This is a genomic window from Streptomyces sp. NPDC059452, from assembly GCF_042750035.1.
Lineage (GTDB): Bacteria > Actinomycetota > Actinomycetes > Streptomycetales > Streptomycetaceae > Streptomyces.
In genome coordinates this window covers 59,566-78,546 of sequence record NZ_JBHYVE010000013.1, presented here as the reverse complement: position 1 = coordinate 78,546, position 18,981 = coordinate 59,566, and the positions used below count along the sequence as shown (strand labels likewise).

The window sequence follows — 18,981 nt, the reverse complement described above, 5'->3', positions numbered from 1 at the left end:
CGGCGTCTGCCGTGGTGAGCCGCTTCATCTGTCGTCATCGACAGGCCCCGGAGTCCGTGCCCGAAGAGGCAGGAGGACCCGGTGGCCACCGCAGCCGACATCACCGCCATGGGCCGAGCCATCACGCTCGCCGCCCGCGGTCTCGGCTCCACCAGCCCCAATCCGGTCGTCGGATGTGTGATCACCGACGCCTCCGGAGCCCTGGCCGGTGAAGGCTTCCACCAGCGCGCCGGAGGGCCGCACGCCGAGGTCCACGCCCTGCGCGCGGCCGGGGCGAAGGCCCGGGGCGGCACCGCCTACGTCACCCTCGAACCCTGTGACCACACCGGCCGCACCGGCCCGTGCGCCCAGGCCCTCCTGGAGGCCGGGATCAGCCGGGTCGTGTACGCGGTCGGCGACCCGACCCCGCAGGCCACCGGCGGCGCCGACACCCTGCGCGCGGCCGGGGTCCAGGTCGAACAGGGCCTCCTCGCCGACGAGGCGGAGGCGGGCAACGCCGCCTGGCTCACCTCGGTGCGCCTGGGCCGCCCGTACGTCCTGTGGAAGTACGCCGCCACCCTCGACGGCCGCGTCGCCGCCGCCGACACCACCAGCCGCTGGATCACCTCGCCCGAGGCCCGCGCCGACGTCCACCGGCTCCGGGCCGAGGCCGACGCGGTGCTCGTGGGCTCCGGCACCGCCCGCGCCGACGACCCCCAGCTCGGCGTGCGCGGCATCGACGGCGCCACCCAGCCCCTGCGCGTCGTCGTCGACACGGACGCCACCGCCGTCAAGCCCGGCGCCCGCGTCCTGGACGCCACCGCGCCCACCCTGATCGCGGTCGCCGACGACGCCCCGGCCGGCCACCTCCCCGAGGACGTCCTCCTGCGGCTGCCCCGCGCCGCCACCGGCCCCGGCCTGGACCTGGACGCCCTCCTCGCCGTCCTGCACACCCGAGGCGTCCGCTCCGTACTCCTCGAAGGCGGGCCGACCCTGGCCGGAGCCTTCGTCGCGGCGGGAAAGGTCGACAAGGTCGTCGGCTATCTCGCCCCGGTCCTGCTCGGCGCGGGCCCCGCCGCCCTCGGCGACGCCGGAATCACCACCATCTCCCGCGCGTTGCGCCTCGATGTGACCGAGACCGTCCCGATCGGCCCCGATCTCCGTATCACCGCCGCCCCCGCCCCTGCTCGGAAGGGAAACTGAGTGTTCACCGGAATTGTCGAAGAACTGGGTGAGGTCACCGCCGTCGAGCAGCTCGCCGACGCCTCCCGCTTCCGGCTGCGCGGCCCCCTCGTCACCGACGGCGCGAAGCACGGCGACTCCATCGCGGTCAACGGCGTCTGCCTCACCGTCGTGGAGACCGGCGAGGGCGAGTTCACCGCCGATGTGATGGCCGAGACGCTTCTGCGCTCCAGCCTCGGCGCCCTCGCCACCGGCTCCCGGGTCAACCTGGAGCGCCCGATGGCGCTCGGCGGGCGGCTCGGCGGACACATCGTCCAGGGGCACGTGGACGGCACCGGCACCATCGTCGAGCGCACTCCCTCCGAGCACTGGGAGCTCGTCAAGGTCTCCCTGCCGCCCGAGCTGACCCGGTACGTCGTCGAGAAGGGCTCCATCACCGTCGACGGCGTCAGCCTCACCGTCGTCGAGGCGGCGGCCGACTACTTCACCATCAGCCTCATCCCCACCACCCTCGCCCTGACCACGCTCGGCCACAAGCAGCCCGGCGACCCGGTCAACCTGGAGGTGGACGTCATCGCCAAGTACGTCGAGCGGCTGCTCGGGGACCGTTCCGGGTCCGCACAGGGCCTGCTGCCGGAAAGCGACCTGTCCGGCCAGGGCCCGCTGCCGGACGACCGGACCGCCGGGCAGGATCCGCGATGAGCACCGTCTCCTGGCTCAACTCCGAAGCCTTCACCGTGTTCGGCCAGCACATCAAGTGGGCCGACCTGATCGGCAACCTCATCGGCCTGGCCGCCCTGGCCCTCGGCTGGCGGCGCTCCATCTGGACCTGGCCCGCCCAGCTGCTCGCCGGGGCCATCCTCTTCACCGCCTTCGCCTCCGCGCACCTCTCCGGCAGCGCGGGCAAGCAGCTCGTCGTGATCGTGGTGGCCCTGTGGGGCTGGCAGTCCTGGAACCGGGGCAGGCAGCAGGCCCAGGACGGCTCCCTCGCCGTCCGCTTCGCCACCTGGCGCGAGCGCGGGGTGCTGATCGGCGCCGCCGCCCTCGGCACCCTCGCCGTCGGCGGCCTGTTCACCGCGTTCCCCACGCTCTCCTGGGACCCGTGGCCGGACGCGTACATCTTCGTCGGCACCGTCGTCGCGATGTACGCCCAGGCCAAGGGCATGGTCGAGTTCTGGTTCGCCTGGCTCCTGGTCGACCTCGTCGGCGTCCCCCTGAACTTCGCGAACGGCTTCGCCTTCTCCGGCTTCGTCTACATCATCTACGGCGCCCTCGTCCTGTGGGGCATGCGCGACTGGTGGCTGCGTACGCGGACACCCGCTCTGGAAGGAGCCACGGCATGACTGCCCAGCCCACCTGGCTGCACCCCGGCCACGACCCGCTCGCCGAGGACCTCTCCCTGGACCCCGTCGAGCAGGCCATCCGCGACATCGCCGCCGGCCGGCCCGTCGTCGTCGTGGACGACGAGGACCGCGAGAACGAGGGCGACCTCGTCATCGCCGCCGAGATGGCGACCCCGGAGATCGTCGCCTTCATGATGAGCGAGTGCCGCGGCCTGATCTGCGCGCCCATGGAGAGCGACGAGCTGGAGCGGCTCGAACTCCCGCAGATGGTCGCCGACAACACCGAGTCGATGCAGACCGCCTTCACCGTCTCCGTCGACGCCTCCGCCGCGCACGGCGTCACCACCGGCATCTCCGCCGCCGACCGCGCCACCACCCTGCGGATGCTCGCGGGCGGCACGGCGGGACCCGCCGACTTCGTCCGCCCCGGCCACATCTTCCCGCTGCGCGCCCGCTCCGGCGGCGTCCTCGTCCGCAACGGCCACACCGAGGCCGCCGTCGACCTCGCCCGGCTCGCCGGACTCCGCCCCGCCGGGGCCATCGTGGAGATCGCGGGGGAGGACGGCACCATGCTGCGGCTGCCCGAGCTGATCCCCTTCGCCCGCAAGCACGGCCTGACGATCATCTCCATCGAGGACCTGATCGCCTACCGCCGCAGCGCCGAGCCCACCGTCCGCCGCGAGGCCGCCACCCGCCTGCCCACGGCGTTCGGCGACTTCACCGCGTACGGCTACCGCTCCACCGTCGACGGCGTCGAGCATGTCGCCCTCGTCCACGGCGACGTCACGGCGAACGGCGGCGAGGACGTCCTCGTCCGCATCCACTCCGAATGCCTGACCGGCGACATCTTCCAGTCCCAGCGCTGCGACTGCGGCCCCCAGCTGCACGCCTCCATGCAGCGGATCACCGAAGCGGGCCGGGGCGTCGTCGTCTATCTGCGCGGCCACGAGGGACGCGGCATCGGCCTGCTCTCCAAGCTGCGCGCGTACGAACTCCAGGAGCGCGGCGTGGACACCCTCGACGCCAACCTGGAGCTCGGCCTGCCCGCCGACGCCCGCGACTACGCGGCGGGCGCACAGATCCTCGCCGACCTCGGCGTACGCAGCCTGCGGCTGATGACCAACAACCCCGACAAGACCGCGGCCGTCCTGCGCCACGGACTCGCCGTCACCGGCCGTGAGCCCATGCCCGTGCAGGCCGGTGAGCACAATCTGCGGTACCTGCGCACCAAGCGCGACCGCATGGGCCACGACCTGCCCTGGCTCGAAGGCGCCCCGGCGTCGCCCTGCGCCAACCAGTGAACCAGAGAAGACCCCGTAAACCCGTAACGAGCTTCAGGAGAACCATGAGCGGCAAGGGTGCACCCGAACTGTCCGTACGCAACTGCTCCGACCTGCGGGTGGCCGTCATCGCGGCGCAGTGGCACGAGAAGGTCATGGACGGCCTCGTCGACGGCGCCCTGCGCGCCCTGCACGAGCTGGGCATCGACGAGCCGACCCTGCTCCGCGTCCCCGGCTCCTTCGAGCTGCCCGTCGTCGCCAAGGTGCTCGCCGGCCGGGGCTACGACGCGATCGTCGCCCTCGGCGTGATCATCCGGGGCGGCACTCCCCACTTCGAGTACGTGTCCCAGGGCGTCACCCTCGGCCTCACCCAGGTCACCGTCGACACCGGGGTCCCCGTCGGCTTCGGCGTACTGACCTGCGACACCGAGGAGCAGGCGCTCGACCGCGCGGGCATCGAAGGGTCCAACGAGGACAAGGGGCACGAAGCGGTCACCGCCGCCGTGGCCACGGCGGCCACGCTGCGGACCGTCAGCGAACCCTGGCGCTGAGTGCCCTCCGGCGACCCCGTATTCTGAGGACCATCATGGCGAACAAAACCTTCGAAGAGCTCTTCGCCGAGCTCCAGCTCAAGGCCGCCGAAGGCGACCCCTCCACCTCGCGCACCGCCGAACTGGTGGACAAGGGAGTGCATGCCATCGGCAAGAAGGTCGTCGAGGAGGCCGCCGAGGTCTGGATGGCCGCCGAGTACGAGGGCAAGGAAGCCGCCGCCGAGGAGATCTCCCAGCTGCTGTACCACGTCCAGGTGATGATGGTCGCCCGCGGGATCTCGCTCGACGACGTCTACGCCCATCTCTGAGCCCGCCCCGAGCACCGCACGCCACCTCTCCTTTCCCCTCTCCTTCCCGCTCCTCCCTCCGCACAAAGGAACCTGACCTCATGCTGCGCATCGCCGTCCCCAACAAGGGTGCACTCTCCGGCTCTGCGATGGCCATGCTCCATGAGGCCGGCTACCAGCAGCGCAAGGAGTCCAAGGAGCTGGTCCTGGTCGACCCGGAGAACGAGGTCGAGTTCTTCTACCTCCGCCCCCGCGACATCGCCATCTACGTCAGCTCCGGCAAGCTCGACATCGGCATCACCGGCCGCGACCTGCTCCTGGACTCCGGCGCCGACGCCGAGGAGATCCTCCAGCTCGGCTTCGCCCGCTCCACCTTCCGCTACGCCACCAAGCCCGGCACCGCCACCGGCCCGCAGGACTTCGACGGCATGACGATCGCCACCTCGTACGAGGGCATCGTCGACGCCCACCTCAAGGAGTCCGGCGTCAAGGCGTCCATCGTCCACCTCGACGGTGCGGTCGAGACCGCCATCGAGCTCGGCGTCGCCCAGATCATCGCGGACGTCGTCGAGACCGGCACCAGCATGCGCAACGCGGGCCTGGAGGTGATCGGCGAGCCGATCATGACCTCCGAGGCCGTCGTCATCCGGCGCAACGGCGCCCCCGCCGACGACCCGAAGGTGCAGCAGTTCCTCCGCCGCCTCCAGGGCGTCCTGGTCGCCCGGTCCTACGTGATGATGGACTACGACTGCCGCGTCGAGCACCTGGAGCGCGCCGTCGCCCTCACCCCGGGCCTGGAGTCGCCGACGATCTCCCCGCTCCACCACGAGGGCTGGGTCGCCGTCCGCTCCATGGTCGCCGCCAAGGAGGCGCAGCGGATCATGGACGACCTGTACGAGCTCGGCGCCCGCGCCATCCTCACCACGGCCATCCACGCCTGCCGCCTCTGAGCCCCCGGCTCACCGCACCCGCTCCCGCGAGAGAAGACCCCGATGTCCGCGCCCCGGCCCGAACTGCCCACCCTCCCGGTCACCTTCCGGCCCACTCTCACCCGGGTGGTGCTGCTGAGCGTGGGCCTGGCGATGTTCCTTGTCATCACGGTCATCGCCCTGATGCTGGAGCGGCTCAACCCGGGGGAGCGGATCACCTTCGTCTTCGTCGCCGCGCTCTTCTTCGGCGTCCTGGCCCTGCTCAGCAGGCCCAAGGTCACCGCCGACGACACCGGGGTCACCGTCGTCAACCTCACCCGGACCCGCAGGCTGGCGTGGGAGGAGATCCTCCGCGTCAACCTGCGCTCCGGCGACCCCTGGGTCTTCCTCGACCTCAGCGACGGCACCAGCCTGCCCGTCCTCGGCATCCAGCCCGGCATGGCCAAGCAGCAGGCCATCCGTGACGCCCGCGCCCTGCGCGCCCTCACCGAGGCGCGGTCCGCGGGCGACACCACCGCCTGACCGGCGGCGCACGGGGAGGCTCACCCCCCGCCCGGCTCCTGCTTCCCCCGGCCCACCGGACCGCGCCCCGACAGCACCTCGCCGTACGCCTGCATCAGGTCCGGCAGCCGCAGGGTGGACAGGTCCTCCCGGCTCAGCGTCCCCGTGTAGCCGGAGAGCCGCAGATCCCGGTAGGCGCAGCTCTTCTCGTACAGCGTGCGCAGGAAGCGGCCGTTGCCCAGCTCGTCGATCCAGCCCTGGTCCACCACATGGCCGCTGATGGAGCGCAGCTCGTCCACCGCCTCCTCGTCCCACACGTCGTCGTTCTCGGCGGCCAGCACCGTGCCGATCGCGGTGAGTTCGAGCGGGCGGTAGCTGGGGAAGTCGACCCGGCTGGTGAAGCGGGAGGAGAGCCCGGGGTTGGTGGCGAGCAGCCGGTCCATGCCCTCGGGGTAGCCCGCGAGGATGACGACGAGATGGTCCCGGTTGTCCTCGGCCCGCTTCAGGAGGACCTGAAGGGCCTCGTCGCCGTACGCATCGCCCTTGCTGTAACCGGAGTTGGCCAGGCTGTACGCCTCGTCCACGAAGAGCACCCCGCCGAGCGCCGAGTCGATCAGCTCATTGGCCTTCACCGCCGTCTGGCCCAGGAACTCACCGACCAGGTCGGAGCGTTGGGCCTCGATCAGATGGTCGCCGCCGAGCAGCCCCAGGGCGTAGAAGACCCGGCCCAGGATGCGGGCCACCGTGGTCTTGCCGGTGCCGGAGGGGCCCGAGAAGACGAAGTGCCGCTTCGGCGGCTGGACCGGGAGCCCCTGCTCCGACCGCAGCCGGGCCATGTTCAACTGGGCCGAGATCGCCTTGACTTGGCGCTTCACGGGTTCGAGGCCCACCATGCGCTCCAGCTGGGCCAGCGCCTCGGCGAGCAGGTCGGGATCGCTCGGCCCGGCCGGAAAGGCCGACGGGTTCCGGAGCTTCTCGCGCCGTACGCCCCCGACGGGCGCGGGCGGCAGGGGCCCCGGGTCGTCGTCGAGCAGCCCGGCCTCGCCGACCGGCCACGGTTCGCGGCCGTCCACCAGATCCGTCCCGAGCGTCGCATCGCCCTCCGGCTGGGCCCCCGAGCCCTCCGCCCCTCCCGAGCCGAAGCCGGTCAGCATCACGGCGGCCAGATCGGCGGACTCGTCGTACCCGTCGCCCTCTACGAGCGCCGCGAGCCGGGCCGAGGTGTCCATGAACGCCGGGTCGATCCGGTGCACCGCCCGGTAGAGCGGCAGCGCCGCCGCACTGCGCCCGGTGCCCTCGTGGGCCCGCGCCAGCCAGTAGCGCAGCTCCTTGCGCTGCGGCTGCTCGCTGCGACAGCGCATCAGGGCCGCCGAGAGCAGCGGTTCGGCCTGCCCGTACATCTCCAGCCGGACCCGGGCCATCCCGCCGAAGAGCCCCGCCTCGATGCCCAGCATCGGATCGTCGACGAGCTGCTCGGTGTAACGCACGAGCTGCTCCCAGTCCTTGACCAGATACGAGCGGCAGGCGTGCAGGAACCGCACCTGCGGGTCCGCGTCCACCGGCGGCAGCCCCGCCAACGCCCGGTCCAGCTCCGGCACATGGCGCCCGTCCAGCCAGTGCGAGGCGTGGGCGAGCAGCAGATCCCGCGGGCTCTCCAGCAGCGGCTGCACCCACCACCCCAGCCAGTACCAGGAGTTGAGCGGACGGCGGTGGCGGGCCCGCTGTTCGCCGAAGCGGTCGCGGTGCCGGTACATGCGTAACAGCGCGGTGGCGGTGTCGATGCGCAGCGCGTGGAGGCCGAGCCAGCCGTCCGCCATGCCGGGATCGATCCGTACCGCAGCCCTGAACTCCTCCTCGGCCTGCGGGTAGGCGCCCATCGTGTAGGCGTCCATGCCACGCAGCCAGGCGAGGTCGGCGGGAGCCTGTGCGCCCTGTGTGCCGATGTCCATCAGGTCCCCCACGCCAACCGTTCCCCCAGGATGTCCCGCCCGCACAGCATGCCCACCGGAGCGTGCCGAATCACTGCGCGGAGGAAGGGAATTGACCGCACCGAGGTGCATCGTACCTGCGCAGGGCGGAGGGGGCCGGTCAACGGCGGAGCCGGGGGAGCGGTGACCGAGGGTGAACGGATCGCTCTGCGTGGTCGCCGGGCGGCGGTGCGCGCACAGAACGAAGCCCCCGATCACGGGGGAACAACCGGGGGCTTCGCGTCTGCGGGGGCTCCGAAAAGCCGCACAATGAGAACGTAAGACCAGTACGGCCCCTCGGTCAAGCCGAGTTGAGGCACTTCCGGGCTGATTTCCGACTGCTCAGTACGGAGGGGCCATTCGCCTACCGTCCGTGACGAAACGGTTCGCTCCCGCTGTCGCCCCGGGCCCCTCCTGCCACGCATACCCCTCGGGCAACTGACGTACCAGCACATCCGCGTGCGGACGTGACGGGTCATCGGCGAAATGCCGCTCCTCGGCGACGGTCCAGCCGTCCCAGAATTCTGTGAGCCCGGCGCCGTCCCGCGTCCGGCCGCGCTCCCAGGAGACCTTCGGCCCCAGCTCCATCCAGCAGAGCGCCGCCAGCCGGGGCCGTACCTCCCGGCGGCCCGCGCCGACGCCCTCGACCAGCACCACCGGGGCCGGCTCCAGGGTCCGTACCGGGCCGAAGCGCCGCTCGGTCCAGTCGTACGGCGCGTACCGGGCCGCCTCGCCGCGCGAGAGGGGGAGGAGGACCTGTTCCCGCAGCCGCCCCATCCAGCCGAACAGCTCCTCGTGGGTGGCGAGATCGTCCAGATGGAGGACCGGCGCACCACCGAGCGCCGCCGCGAGCCGGGCGGCGAACGTGCTCTTGCCCGACCCCGCGTGCCCGTCCACGGCGACGAGCCGGACCGGCCCGCAGGACGGGGGGAGCGCGCGCAGGGCGTCGGCGTGGCGGGACAGGTCGCTCATGGTGCCAGCGTACGGGCCCGGCGCCGCCGCCCCCGGTCCGCCGCAGGTCATGCCAGTGGTCCAGACCCATATTGGTGGCGCGGCGCAGTCCGAAACACTGGCCCGGCCCCGCCGGGAAACGGGATAGTTGGCGCACCGAAAGGCATCCAGGATCTGTCGTCGAACCGCCGTCTGCCGGGCGACGCCCGGCCCGCCCGCCCGCCCCACTCCACCCACGACCGGGGGTCTCGCCCATGACCAGTCCGACCTCACGCAGGACCGTCCTGACCGCAGCGCTCGCGGCAGCAGCGGGCAGCGCGGGTATCACCGCATCCGCCGGGCCCGCTTCGGCCGCACCGGCATCTCCCGCCCGCCCCTCCGCACCCCAGGCAGCCGCATCCCTCGTGGACAACCGTTTCTGGCACACGTACACCGACTGGCGCCGGGGCTCCGGCGACGGCACCCGGGTCCTGGCCGGCCGCCGCCCCGGCCTGGCCATCGCCACTCCGGCCGGCCGCACCGACTACACCGACCCCCACACCGGGGAGAGCGCCGCCTGGGAGTACGCCACCTGGACCTCGCCGCTCCACCGCTCCACCGTCCCCGCCACCGAACTGATCGCCTCCTGGAACGCCCGTACGCCCACGGGCACCTGGATCACGGTCGAGCTGAGCGCCACCTACGCGGACGGCGCCACCACCCCCTGGTTCGTGATGGGCCGCTGGGCCTCGGGCGACGGTGACATCCGCCGTACCTCGGTGGACGGCCAGGGGGACCCGTACAGCTCCGTCTGGACCGACACGCTCTCCGTGGACGACGGGGCGAGCGGCGTACGGTTCACCGCGTACCGTCTCCGGCTCACCCTCCACCGCACCCCGGGCACCCGCCTCACCCCCACGGTCTGGCGCGTCGGCGCGATGGCCTCGGACGTCCCGGACCGCTTCACGGTCCCGGCGGCCACCCCGGCCCACGCCCGCGAACTACGTGTCCCGCGCTACTCGCAGAACGTCCACATCGGCCAGTACCCCGAGTACGACAACGGCGGCGAGGCTTGGTGCAGCCCCACCTCCTCGCAGATGATCGTCGAGTACTGGGGCCGGAAGCCCACGGCCGAGGACCTTGCCTGGGTCCGGCCGGGGCTGCCCGACCCCCAGGTCTGCCACGCCGCCCGGCACACGTACGACTACGCGTACGGCGGCTGCGGCAACTGGCCCTTCAACGCCGCCTACGCCGCCACCTACCGCGACCTGAACGCGGTCGTCACCCGCCTCGGCTCGCTCACCGACCTGGAGCGGCTGGTCCACGCCGGGATCCCCGTCATCACCTCGCAGTCCTTCCTGGAGGAGGAGCTGACCGGGGCGGGTTACGGGACGGCGGGCCACCTGATGACGGTGGTCGGCTTCACCCCCGAGGGTGACGTCATCGCCAACGACCCCGCGGCCCCGGACAACGAGGCCGTACGCCGCGTCTACCGGCGGCGCGAGTGGGAGAACGTGTGGCTCCGCACGAAGCGGTACGACGCGAGCGGCCGGGTCAGGAGCGGTACGGGCGGGGTCTGTTACGTCTACTGGCCCGTCGACCCGGCACTCGGTCAGCGCCGCGTGCTGCGCTCGCTCGGGCTGGCCTGACCCGGTGAGCCGCGCGGCCGCCTCGACGGCGGTGTGGAGGAGCGCAACACGTCCGGCGAGTCCGTGAAGCCCGGCCCCGTACTGGTGGAGCTGCGGCTCTCCCGCCCGGAGAAGTCCGTCCCGGCCCACCAGGATTCCGGGCCCACCCCGGCAAGCGGCGACCGGAACCACGGCTCGGACACCGGCCGCAACCCCTCGACGCACATGTCGCGCGAGGTGGCCGAGAAGACGATCGAAGAAGCCGTCGCGCTGCGCAAGGCCAACGGCGGCGGCCATCTGACCGTCTCCTTCTTCGGCGGCGAGTCCACCCTCGCCCGGGGGACGATCCTGCACGTGCCGCGCACCTTCGGCGGCAGCTACGACGGGGTCACCCTCTCCTACGACCTGACGAGCAACGGCTCCCGCATCGACGACGAGCTGCTGGCCGCCCTCGCCGAGCACCGCGTCGACACCACGGTCTCCATCGACTACCTGGTGCCGGAGACCGTGCGCCGGAGGAGGAGAACGGCTCGATCCAGGTGATGTCGCCCGGCTACCGCGCCTACTATGCGCGAGGTGGTGCGGGGCCTCCTGGAGCGGCACCACGCCCTGAGCCTCGCCGCGCTGTCGTGAGCGGGGCTCCGGAGATCTCCCCGGCGTCCCGCGCACGGTGGGCCGCCGGTCCGAGGGTCCGCACGCGACCGGCCGAGGAAGGGTGACGGGTTCCATGGCAACGATCGGTATGCACTTCGGCCACGACGAGGGCGCCGCCCTGACCGACGCGAGCGGCTACCGCGTCATCGAGGCGGAACGCCGGCTGCGGCTGCGCCATGTGTGCGGGGGCAACGGCGGCTTCCCGCAGGCGGCGGCCGACTGGCCGGCGGAGTTACGGGAAGCGGCGGCGAGCCCGGTGACCCGGGTCGCGGTCGCCGACTGGTACACCCCGGTCTGCCGGGTCCTGCCCCCGGCGCTCGTCGAGTCGGTCGACGAGGACGCGCGCCGGGCGGCCACGGGCGGGGCCGCGCCCACCGACGCGGTGACCCGGGTGATCAAGCCGGTGGACCGGCCGCTCGCCGAGGGGTTCGGGGACATCGCGCTCGTCGCCGTACGCCACCAATACGCGCACGCCGCCCTCGCGCACTACACCTCCGGCGCCCGCAAGGCCCTCGTGGTGGCCCTCGACGGGACCGGCAACTACGCCGAGTGCGGCATGGTCTGCCTGGGCGACGGCGACCGGCTCACCCCGGTGATGTCGTTCACCAACCGCGGCGGCCCGCGCTTCGGCCTGGTCTACGAGAAGCTGGCCCGGCGGGTGCACGGCAGCCAGTTCGACACCGGCAAGCTGCTCGGCCTGGCCGCGACCGGCGAGCGCGTCCCCTCCCTCCTGCCGGTCCCGCGCGCCATGCTGGTCCCGCATTCCACCCGGCACGCCTCGCCCGACCTGTACGAACGGCTCGACGAGGACCGGCTGACCGGGTCGGCGCTGCGCTACGGCGACACCTGGTGGGAGTACGGCCCGGTCAGCGGCGGCTATCTGGACGCGGGGCCGGCCGACTCCTCGGACGAGGACGTGGTGCACTCCTTCGGCTCCGTGTTCCCCGACGAGATCCGCACCCCGGACGGCCGGACGACCCCGGTGGGCAGCTCGCCCGACGAGCGGGTCTGCCGGGACCTCGCCGCCACCCTGCGGTGGGCCGTGGAACGCGGACCTGGACGCCCTGGTGCTGCCCGGACGCCGTCTGATCGTCCGGTGACCCGGGCCCGCCGGGAGCGGCGGTGCCGGTCCGGAACCGCCCACCCGAATACCCACAGCCGTCGTCCTCCTGGAGAGAGCACGTGCCCGATACCCAACTGCGCGACATCCGCAAGACACAGCCCCCGCGCGTCCTGTCCCCCGCCGACCGGGCCCGGTGGACCGAGCAGGGCTATGTGATCGTCCGCCGGGCGGTGACACCCGAGACGGTCGCCGCGCTCACGGCCGGACTGCACTCCTTCCTCGACACGCGCCCCGAGGACCCCTCGACCTGGACGTCCCCGCACACCGGCAACGAACGGCTGCCCGGCCACAGCGGACTGGTCGAGATGTACAGCCACCAGGCGCAGTGGGACATACGTCAGACACCCCGGGTGTACGAGGCGTTCGCCGACGTCTGGGACCTGGACGAGCTGTGGGTGACCATCGACTACGCCAACGTCAACCCGCCCAACCGGGGCGCGCGGGCCTTCGACGGGTTCGTCCACTGGGACGTCGACACCTCCGCCGACCCGCTGCCGGTGCGATGTCAGGGGGTGCTCTCGCTGACGGAGGGCGACGAGGAGGTCGGCGGCTTCCAGTGCGTGCCGGAGATCTTCGCCGAGTGGGAGAAGCGGGTGAGCCGGCAGCCCGCCGGCCGGGACCCCTTCACCCCGGACATCACCGGCTACCCGGTCACCACCCCGGAGGTGGCGCCCGGCGACCTGATCGTCTTCAACGGCCTGCTCCCGCACGGCGTGCCCCCGAACGTCTCCGAGCGGCGGGTGCGGATGGCGCAGTACCTGACCATGGCACCCGCCCGGGAGGAGAACGCCGGACTGCGCGAGGTGCGCGTGCGGTTCTGGCGGGACCGGATCCCGCCGCACCCGCCGGAGGGCGGGGTCCGCGAACGGGAGGCGGAGCTGTACGGTCCGGCGCGCCCGACGGAGCTGGGCGAACGGCTGCTGGGACTGCGCGCGTGGCACGGGGAGAGCACCGTTGGATAGCACCGCCTCACCGAAGGCCCGTACGGCGGAACGGGTGGACCTGGGCCGCCCGTTCCACCGGCTGTGGGCCTCCACCGCCGCCTCCAACGCGGGCGACGGCATCACCCGGACGCTGCTGCCGCTGCTGGTCGTCGCGCACCACCCCGACCCGGTGGCGGTCGCGGGCCTGACGGCCGTCAACATGCTGCCGTGGCTGCTCTTCGCGCTGCCGGTCGGCGTCCTGGTGGACCGGATGGACCGGCGGCGCATCGTGCTCGGCAGCAACGCGGTCCGGGCTGCGGCGCTCGCCGGAGCGGCCCTCGTCCTCGCGCAGGACCGGCCGCTGGTCCTGCTGTACGCGCTGGCGTTCATGCTGGGCATCGCCGAGACACTGGCCGACACGGCCGCCCCCGCCATGCTGCCGCGCCTGGTCGAGGAGCGGCACCTGGAGCGGGCCAACGGACGGCTGTCGGCGGCGCAGATCGTGCTCGGAGAGATGGCCGGACCGCCGCTGGCGGGCCTCCTCGCGGGGCTGGCGGCCGCCGCCGCGCTGGCCACGGGCGGAGCGCTGTACGCGCTGGCCGCGCTGCTCCTGGTGAGCCTCGTCCCGCTCGCCGGGACCGGGCGGGCCGGGCCGCGGCCGGGCGGGACGAACCCCGCACAGGCGCCCGGGGACGGGCCAGGGGGTGCGGTCAAGGACAGAGGGGGTGTGCTCCAGGACATCCGGGAGGGCATCCGGTTCGTCCTGCGCCACCGCACCCTGCGGCTCACCCTGGCCGCGAGCGCCCTGTGCGGACTGGTCTTCTCGGCGACCTTCTCGATGCTGGTCCTGCTCAGCGACCGCACGCTGGGGCTGAGCGGCACCGGGTACGGACTGCTGATGGCCGCCGGGTCACTGGGCGCCGTCGTGGGCAGCTGGCTGGTGCCCCGGGCCGCCGACCGGCTGTCCACCGTACGGCTGGCCCGCTGGTCCCTTACGGCGTCCGGGGTCGCCTACGTCCTGCTGGGCGCGGCACCGAACGCCGTGCTCGCGGGGGTGGCGCTCGCCGCCAACGGCGTCTTCATCATGGGCTGGAACATTCCGGTGCTGTCGCTGCGCCAGCGGCTGACGCCCGAGAACCTCCAGGGCCGGGTGATGAGCGTGTCCCGGCTCTGCTCCTGGGGCACCATGCCGGTCGGCGCCCTCCTCGGCGGGCTGCTCGCCGAAGTCCTGTCCGTCCCCGCGGTGTTCGTCGTCTGCGGCGCCGTACTGACCGCGGGCGCCCTGCTGTTGCTCGCCCCGCTGCGCGACGCCCCTGACGGGCCCTAGGACCCGGTGATCGTCGGCGGCGGCCCGGCCGGGCTGAACGCGGCCCTGTACCTGGGGCGTTCGCGCCGCCTGGTGCGTCCGTGCGGTACGGGATCCGCTGCGCCGGTCCTGGGACGCGGACCGGCCCGGCTATCCGGAGCCGCCGGACCTGAGCAGGCCCGCACCGCGGTCCGGGGGCCGGAGGCGGGGGTTCAGCGGCCGCCGGGCGTGACGGCCGAGGTCACCACCACGCGGCGGTCGCCGAGGACATGGACCCGGGAGACCGTGTCGGTGAGACCGTACGCGGCGGCCCAGGCGTCGGCCTCCCCGGCGCTTCCCGGCAGCGGCACGTCCGCCGCGAGGAGCGCGGAGAAGCGGGCGGAGGGCCGGAAGTGCGTGGCCGGCGGGAGTGTGAACCCCACCCGGCCGCCCGGCCGCACCGCGCGCAGCCAGTCGGCGAGCGCCCGGCCGCCCAGGAAGTGCAGCGAGGAGGCGCAGAGGACGACATCGAGGGAGTGGTCGACGACCGGCAGCGGCACGGCGTCGGCGAGGAGCCAGTCGATCGCCCCGGTCCGCACCAGGGCGGCCGCACGCGCCCGGCCCGCCTCGATCATGCCGGGTGACACGTCCACGGCGAGGACGGGCGGCGCACCGGCAGGTCGGTCGCGTACGAGTTGCAGGGCCACGGCCCCCGCTCCGCAGGCCACGTCGGCGACGGCGTCCGCCGGGCCGGGGCCGACCAGGGCCGGCAGCGCCCGCGCGACCTCTTCGTGGTGTCCGTGGTCGTAGCCGGGGGCGAGATCGTCGAAGACCCCGGCCGGGGTCGCGCCCTGCGTCACCGGGCGATCCTACGCGCGGTCTCCCGGGCTCCGCCGGGCCGCCTGCGCGTACTGCGGGCAGGTACGGCCCCGACGCCGCCGGACACCACGCATCGACGCCCCGGCCGAACGCACGGGAACAGCAGGGGAGTTGACGGGCGGTGCGATACGTTGAAGATGTGACCGACATCGAATCGCGCATCGACACGTCCCGGCCGCACACCGCCCGGATCTGGAACTACTGGACCGGCGGCAAGGACAACTACCCGGTCGACCGGGAGGCCGGTGACCGGATCAGGGCGCTGCACCCCGGGATCGGGGAGTACGCGAAGGCGGACCGGCTGTTCCTGGGGCGGGCGGTGCGCCATCTGGCCCAGCGGGAGGGCATCCGGCAGTTCCTGGACATCGGTACGGGGCTGCCGAGCGCGGACAACACGCACGAGGTCGCCCAGCGCGTCGCACCCGACGCACGGGTCGTGTACGTGGACAACGACCCGCTCGTGCTCGCGCACGCCCGCGCCCTGCTGATCGGGACGCCCGAGGGCCGTACCGACTACCTGGACGCCGATCTCCGGGACATCGACACGATCCTGGCCGCTGCCGCGAAGACGCTAGACCTCTCGCAGCCGGTCGCGCTGATGCTGCTCGGGGTCGTCATCTTCATCGAGGACGACGAGGAGTCGTACGGACTCGTCCGCCGGCTCATGGACGCGCTCGCCCCCGGCAGCCACCTCGTCCTCTCCCACACGGTGACCCACCCCGACATGCCGGACGTCGACGAGGCGGTGGCGTTCTGGAACGAGCACGGCACCCCGAAGCTCACCCAGCGCACCCCCGCCGCCGTCGCGCGCTACTTCGACGGCCTGGAGCTGCTGGAGCCCGGGGTGGTGTCCTGCTCCGCATGGCGGCCGGAGGAGCCGGCGCCGGACGTCGCGATGTACGCGGGCGTCGCCCGCAAGTGAAGGCGGTACGGGACCGGGGAGGCACTCCACCGGTTGCCGGGTGAGGCGCCCGGCCGGTTGACCCCGGCCGAGCGCCTCTTCCCCGCGTGTTACGCCGATCCCTCGGACCGGACCGTCAGGCGGTACGCCGTCGGCGGACCGCCCCCGCCACCGCGTCGACCACGAGGAACCCGGCCAGCGTCACCCCCAGCACCGGCAGCGCCCACCCCAGGGCCGCCACCGCCGGGATGCCCAGGATCAGGACCGGCAGCGGAAGCCGCCGCCACGCCCCGCGCTCCGGGGCCCTGCCGACGAGCGCCGTGCGGTCGTCGCGGGTGGGACGCCGCTGCCACCACATGCGGTAGCCCCAGACGATCACCGCCGTCAGACCGAGGGCGAGCAGCGCCAGCACGATCTGGTTGACGACCCCGAACAGCACGCCCATGTGCCCCTGGACACCGAGCTTGCTGAGCTTGTTGAGGACCGGGTGGTCGGCCCAGCGGGTGCGCGAGGTGATCTCGCCGCTGCTGGTGTCCACGGCGACCCGGTCGTAGTGCACCGGCCAGACGTTGTCGTTCTGCGCCACGGTCCACGCGCTCGCCGCGTCTGCCGCAGGTGTGACCACCACCGTGCCGCCGAGACCCGCGTCCCGGGCCGCCGCGAGCGCCTTGTCGAAGTCGGCCGGGTCGGCGTCGGCCGTCGCTTCGCCGGAGCCGCCGTGCCCGGCGTGGTCCGAGTGGTCCTCCACGGGAGCCTTCGCACCCGGGAGCGCGGTGTCCAGGGCCGGGGCGGTGCCGTTTGCCGCGTCCAGCAGCCGCCCGAACCGCTCACCCGCGTAGTTCGACCAGGTCAGGCCGGTGGCGCTCAGGAAGAGCAGCCCCAGCGCCAGCCACACCCCGGTGGCGGCGTGCCAGCTCCGCGTCCGGCGCACCCCGCGCGCCTTGCGGTCCGGGAGCAGTGCGCCCCGGGCCGACTTCGCACGCTGCCCCCGGCTGCGCCCGAGCCACAGGACGAGGCCGCCCGCGACGGCCACCCACAGCCAGCTCGCGGCGACCTCGGAGTACAGGCGGCCGGTCTCGCCGAGGTTGAGGTTGCGGTGGAGGTCGTCGAGCCAGGTGGTGAGCGGCGTCGACCCGTACCAGGTCGTCAGCTCACCGCGCACCTCGGCGGTGTACGGGTCGACGAAGACCGTGCGCTGCTTCTCGCCCAGCTCCGGCACCGCGAGCACCACCCGGGTGGTGTCCTCGGGGCCCGGCGGGGTGATCACCGAGGCCGTGGTGCCCTCGGGGTGTGCCGCCCGCGCGGCGGCTATCTGCTCGGCCAGCGGGCGCGGCGCGTCCCCGACCCGTTCGACCCGTAGCTGGTCGCCGTACAGGAGCTGGTCGAGCTGGGGCGTGAAGGTGTACGCCAGCCCGGTCACCGCGGCCACCAGCAGGAAGGGGGCGACGAGGACACCGGCGTAGAAGTGCAGCCGGACCAGGAGGTGGCGGACCGCCTCCCAGGAGCGGGCCGGTCGTGGCCGTCCGGGGCCGGGTTCGGCGGGCCCGTCCGGCCCGTCCGTCGCGGCGGCGGCGGGATCGTGGTCGTTCTGCGGTTTTTCTTCGGTTCTGTGAGACATGGGTGCTCCTCGGAGGGCAGGCCGCAGGGAGACTCCGTGGACCTGCCGGTGGGGGACCGGGTCCTGCCCGGGCGGTGGGAAGCGTTGGCGGCCGCGACCCGGCGGCTCCCGCACGCATGCCTCAGGGACGCCGGATCACATCCGGCGCCCGCGGGCTGGGTGGGGAGGCCGTCAGGCCGTGGCGGCCGGGGGCGGCCCACGCCGCTGGCAGGACCGGGCGAGGAGCGCCCCGAACCGGATCCGTACGACCACCGGAGGCACCGGGCGCAGCCGGGGAAGGCAGGGGAGCGAGGGTACGGTCCGCAGGACGAGCGGGGGAGCGACCAGGGCCGCGAGGCGTCGCAGCACCCGCTCCCCGTACATCACGCAGAGCGCCGTTCCCAGCGTGGCCGCCGCATGGGCCAGGGTCATCCCGGCGTCCATGACGTGCCCCGCGCCCGCCTCCGTACCGTGGCCGCCGGAAGGCCCCGCCATGTGGTGGTGCCCATGCCCGGCCGGTGCCGTCGTCATGGGCCCGGGCGCAGCGAGGAAGTGGAACGCGCCGTGCAGGCCGAACTGGGTTCCGCCCAGCACCAGCGTCACGACGTCGAAGCGGAGGCGCCGCCGCCCGCCGAAGAGGAGAGTCCCCTGCACGGTCAGGGCGAGGAACAGAAGAGCGAGCACTCCCGGGCCGGGCAGCCGTCCACCCGCCGCGACATGGCTCACGGCACCGAGGACCAGGCATGCGGAACCGCAGAGCAGGCCCCGGGCCGCTCGTGTCGGCCAGCCGCCCGGTGCACGCATGGACACAAGGTAGTCACTCCCCTCGCGCACGGTGACCCGGGGTCCTCCGTCACGGTCTCTTCCCATGGGGCAGTAGTCGGCCGAGTGGCCGAAAAAGTTCCCCGCAAAAGTTCCCCGCAAAGTCCCTCGTACGAAAAGACGAACAAAGACGAACATTGCTGCTTCGCGAACACCGTGTTGCCCGCCCCCCGAAGCGCCCGTCGCGGCGACGCGTCTGCCCTACGCTCCGACGGCGGTG

Annotated in this window: 19 protein-coding genes; 14 read left to right on the top strand and 5 right to left on the bottom strand. The window is 73.1% G+C overall.

Going from position 1 to position 18,981, the window contains the following annotated elements; genetic code table 11:
* The first annotated feature begins 81 nt into the window (after nt 1-81).
* The 8 genes from ribD to ACFW9Z_RS18800 all read left to right on the top strand — a co-directional run bounded on the left by ribD (nt 82) and on the right by ACFW9Z_RS18800 (nt 6,073).
* Entirely contained in the window at nt 82-1,182 is a 1,101-nt protein-coding gene (gene ribD, locus ACFW9Z_RS18835; protein ID WP_384641817.1) for a bifunctional diaminohydroxyphosphoribosylaminopyrimidine deaminase/5-amino-6-(5-phosphoribosylamino)uracil reductase RibD, read from the top strand.
* A complete protein-coding gene (locus ACFW9Z_RS18830) occupies nt 1,183-1,863 on the top strand; it encodes a riboflavin synthase (protein WP_384641815.1) in 681 nt (226 codons plus the stop codon).
* Complete coding sequence (locus ACFW9Z_RS18825; protein WP_384641812.1) at nt 1,860-2,504, top strand: nicotinamide riboside transporter PnuC; 645 nt, start codon at nt 1,860-1,862, stop codon at nt 2,502-2,504. The genes ACFW9Z_RS18830 and ACFW9Z_RS18825 overlap by 4 nt, the downstream gene beginning before the upstream one ends.
* Complete coding sequence (locus ACFW9Z_RS18820) at nt 2,501-3,805, top strand: bifunctional 3,4-dihydroxy-2-butanone-4-phosphate synthase/GTP cyclohydrolase II (protein WP_384641809.1); 1,305 nt, start codon at nt 2,501-2,503, stop codon at nt 3,803-3,805. The genes ACFW9Z_RS18825 and ACFW9Z_RS18820 overlap by 4 nt, the downstream gene beginning before the upstream one ends.
* Before the next feature lie 44 nt (nt 3,806-3,849).
* Nucleotides 3,850-4,335 (top strand): 6,7-dimethyl-8-ribityllumazine synthase, encoded by a 486-nt coding sequence (ribH, locus tag ACFW9Z_RS18815; protein WP_384641806.1) that lies wholly within the window; start codon nt 3,850-3,852, stop codon nt 4,333-4,335.
* Between the two features lie 35 nt (nt 4,336-4,370).
* Nucleotides 4,371-4,643 carry a phosphoribosyl-ATP diphosphatase gene (locus ACFW9Z_RS18810; protein ID WP_018490177.1) on the top strand — a complete coding sequence of 91 codons (273 nt, stop codon included), beginning with the start codon at nt 4,371-4,373 and terminating at the stop codon, nt 4,641-4,643.
* A gap of 80 nt (nt 4,644-4,723) precedes the next feature.
* Nucleotides 4,724-5,572 carry an ATP phosphoribosyltransferase gene (hisG, locus tag ACFW9Z_RS18805; protein WP_384641803.1) on the top strand — a complete coding sequence of 283 codons (849 nt, stop codon included), beginning with the start codon at nt 4,724-4,726 and terminating at the stop codon, nt 5,570-5,572.
* A gap of 42 nt (nt 5,573-5,614) precedes the next feature.
* Nucleotides 5,615-6,073 carry a PH domain-containing protein gene (locus tag ACFW9Z_RS18800; protein ID WP_384641800.1) on the top strand — a complete coding sequence of 153 codons (459 nt, stop codon included), beginning with the start codon at nt 5,615-5,617 and terminating at the stop codon, nt 6,071-6,073.
* 20 nt (nt 6,074-6,093) lie between these two features.
* On the opposite strand, the gene ACFW9Z_RS18795 is transcribed toward ACFW9Z_RS18800, so the two are convergent.
* Nucleotides 6,094-8,001, bottom strand: coding sequence for an AAA family ATPase (locus ACFW9Z_RS18795; RefSeq protein WP_384641798.1), 1,908 nt, complete (start codon nt 7,999-8,001; stop codon nt 6,094-6,096).
* Nucleotides 8,002-8,361: 360 nt separating this feature from the next.
* Nucleotides 8,362-8,991, bottom strand: a complete 630-nt coding sequence (locus ACFW9Z_RS18790; RefSeq protein ID WP_384641796.1) for a uridine kinase — start codon at nt 8,989-8,991, stop codon at nt 8,362-8,364.
* Nucleotides 8,992-9,224: 233 nt separating this feature from the next.
* Here ACFW9Z_RS18790 and ACFW9Z_RS18785 point away from each other — a divergent pair, with 233 nt between their 5' ends.
* From ACFW9Z_RS18785 to ACFW9Z_RS18765, 5 genes are all read left to right on the top strand, one after another.
* Complete coding sequence (locus ACFW9Z_RS18785; RefSeq protein ID WP_384641793.1) at nt 9,225-10,598, top strand: peptidase C39 family protein; 1,374 nt, start codon at nt 9,225-9,227, stop codon at nt 10,596-10,598.
* Nucleotides 10,599-10,631: 33 nt separating this feature from the next.
* A complete protein-coding gene (locus ACFW9Z_RS18780) occupies nt 10,632-11,120 on the top strand; it encodes a hypothetical protein (protein ID WP_384641791.1) in 489 nt (162 codons plus the stop codon).
* Nucleotides 11,121-11,304: 184 nt separating this feature from the next.
* Complete coding sequence (locus ACFW9Z_RS18775) at nt 11,305-12,510, top strand: hypothetical protein (protein WP_384641789.1); 1,206 nt, start codon at nt 11,305-11,307, stop codon at nt 12,508-12,510.
* Nucleotides 12,414-13,316 carry a phytanoyl-CoA dioxygenase family protein gene (locus tag ACFW9Z_RS18770; protein ID WP_384641786.1) on the top strand — a complete coding sequence of 301 codons (903 nt, stop codon included), beginning with the start codon at nt 12,414-12,416 and terminating at the stop codon, nt 13,314-13,316. Before ACFW9Z_RS18775 ends, ACFW9Z_RS18770 begins: the two co-directional genes overlap by 97 nt.
* Nucleotides 13,309-14,604, top strand: a complete 1,296-nt coding sequence (locus ACFW9Z_RS18765; protein ID WP_384641783.1) for an MFS transporter — start codon at nt 13,309-13,311, stop codon at nt 14,602-14,604. The genes ACFW9Z_RS18770 and ACFW9Z_RS18765 overlap by 8 nt, the downstream gene beginning before the upstream one ends.
* Before the next feature lie 191 nt (nt 14,605-14,795).
* Here the strand turns inward: ACFW9Z_RS18765 and ACFW9Z_RS18760 are convergent, their stop codons facing one another.
* Entirely contained in the window at nt 14,796-15,422 is a 627-nt protein-coding gene (locus ACFW9Z_RS18760) for a class I SAM-dependent methyltransferase (protein ID WP_384641780.1), read from the bottom strand.
* A gap of 158 nt (nt 15,423-15,580) precedes the next feature.
* Here ACFW9Z_RS18760 and ACFW9Z_RS18755 point away from each other — a divergent pair, with 158 nt between their 5' ends.
* On the top strand, nt 15,581-16,363 hold the full coding sequence (locus ACFW9Z_RS18755) for an SAM-dependent methyltransferase (RefSeq protein WP_384641778.1): 783 nt from the start codon (nt 15,581-15,583) through the stop codon (nt 16,361-16,363).
* 115 nt (nt 16,364-16,478) lie between these two features.
* Here the strand turns inward: ACFW9Z_RS18755 and ACFW9Z_RS18750 are convergent, their stop codons facing one another.
* Both ACFW9Z_RS18750 and ACFW9Z_RS18745 read right to left on the bottom strand, forming a co-directional pair.
* Nucleotides 16,479-17,960 (bottom strand): PepSY-associated TM helix domain-containing protein, encoded by a 1,482-nt coding sequence (locus ACFW9Z_RS18750; protein ID WP_384641776.1) that lies wholly within the window; start codon nt 17,958-17,960, stop codon nt 16,479-16,481.
* A 171-nt stretch (nt 17,961-18,131) separates the two neighbouring features.
* Nucleotides 18,132-18,623 (bottom strand): hypothetical protein, encoded by a 492-nt coding sequence (locus ACFW9Z_RS18745; RefSeq protein WP_384642094.1) that lies wholly within the window; start codon nt 18,621-18,623, stop codon nt 18,132-18,134.
* Nucleotides 18,624-18,981 lie beyond the last annotated feature (358 nt).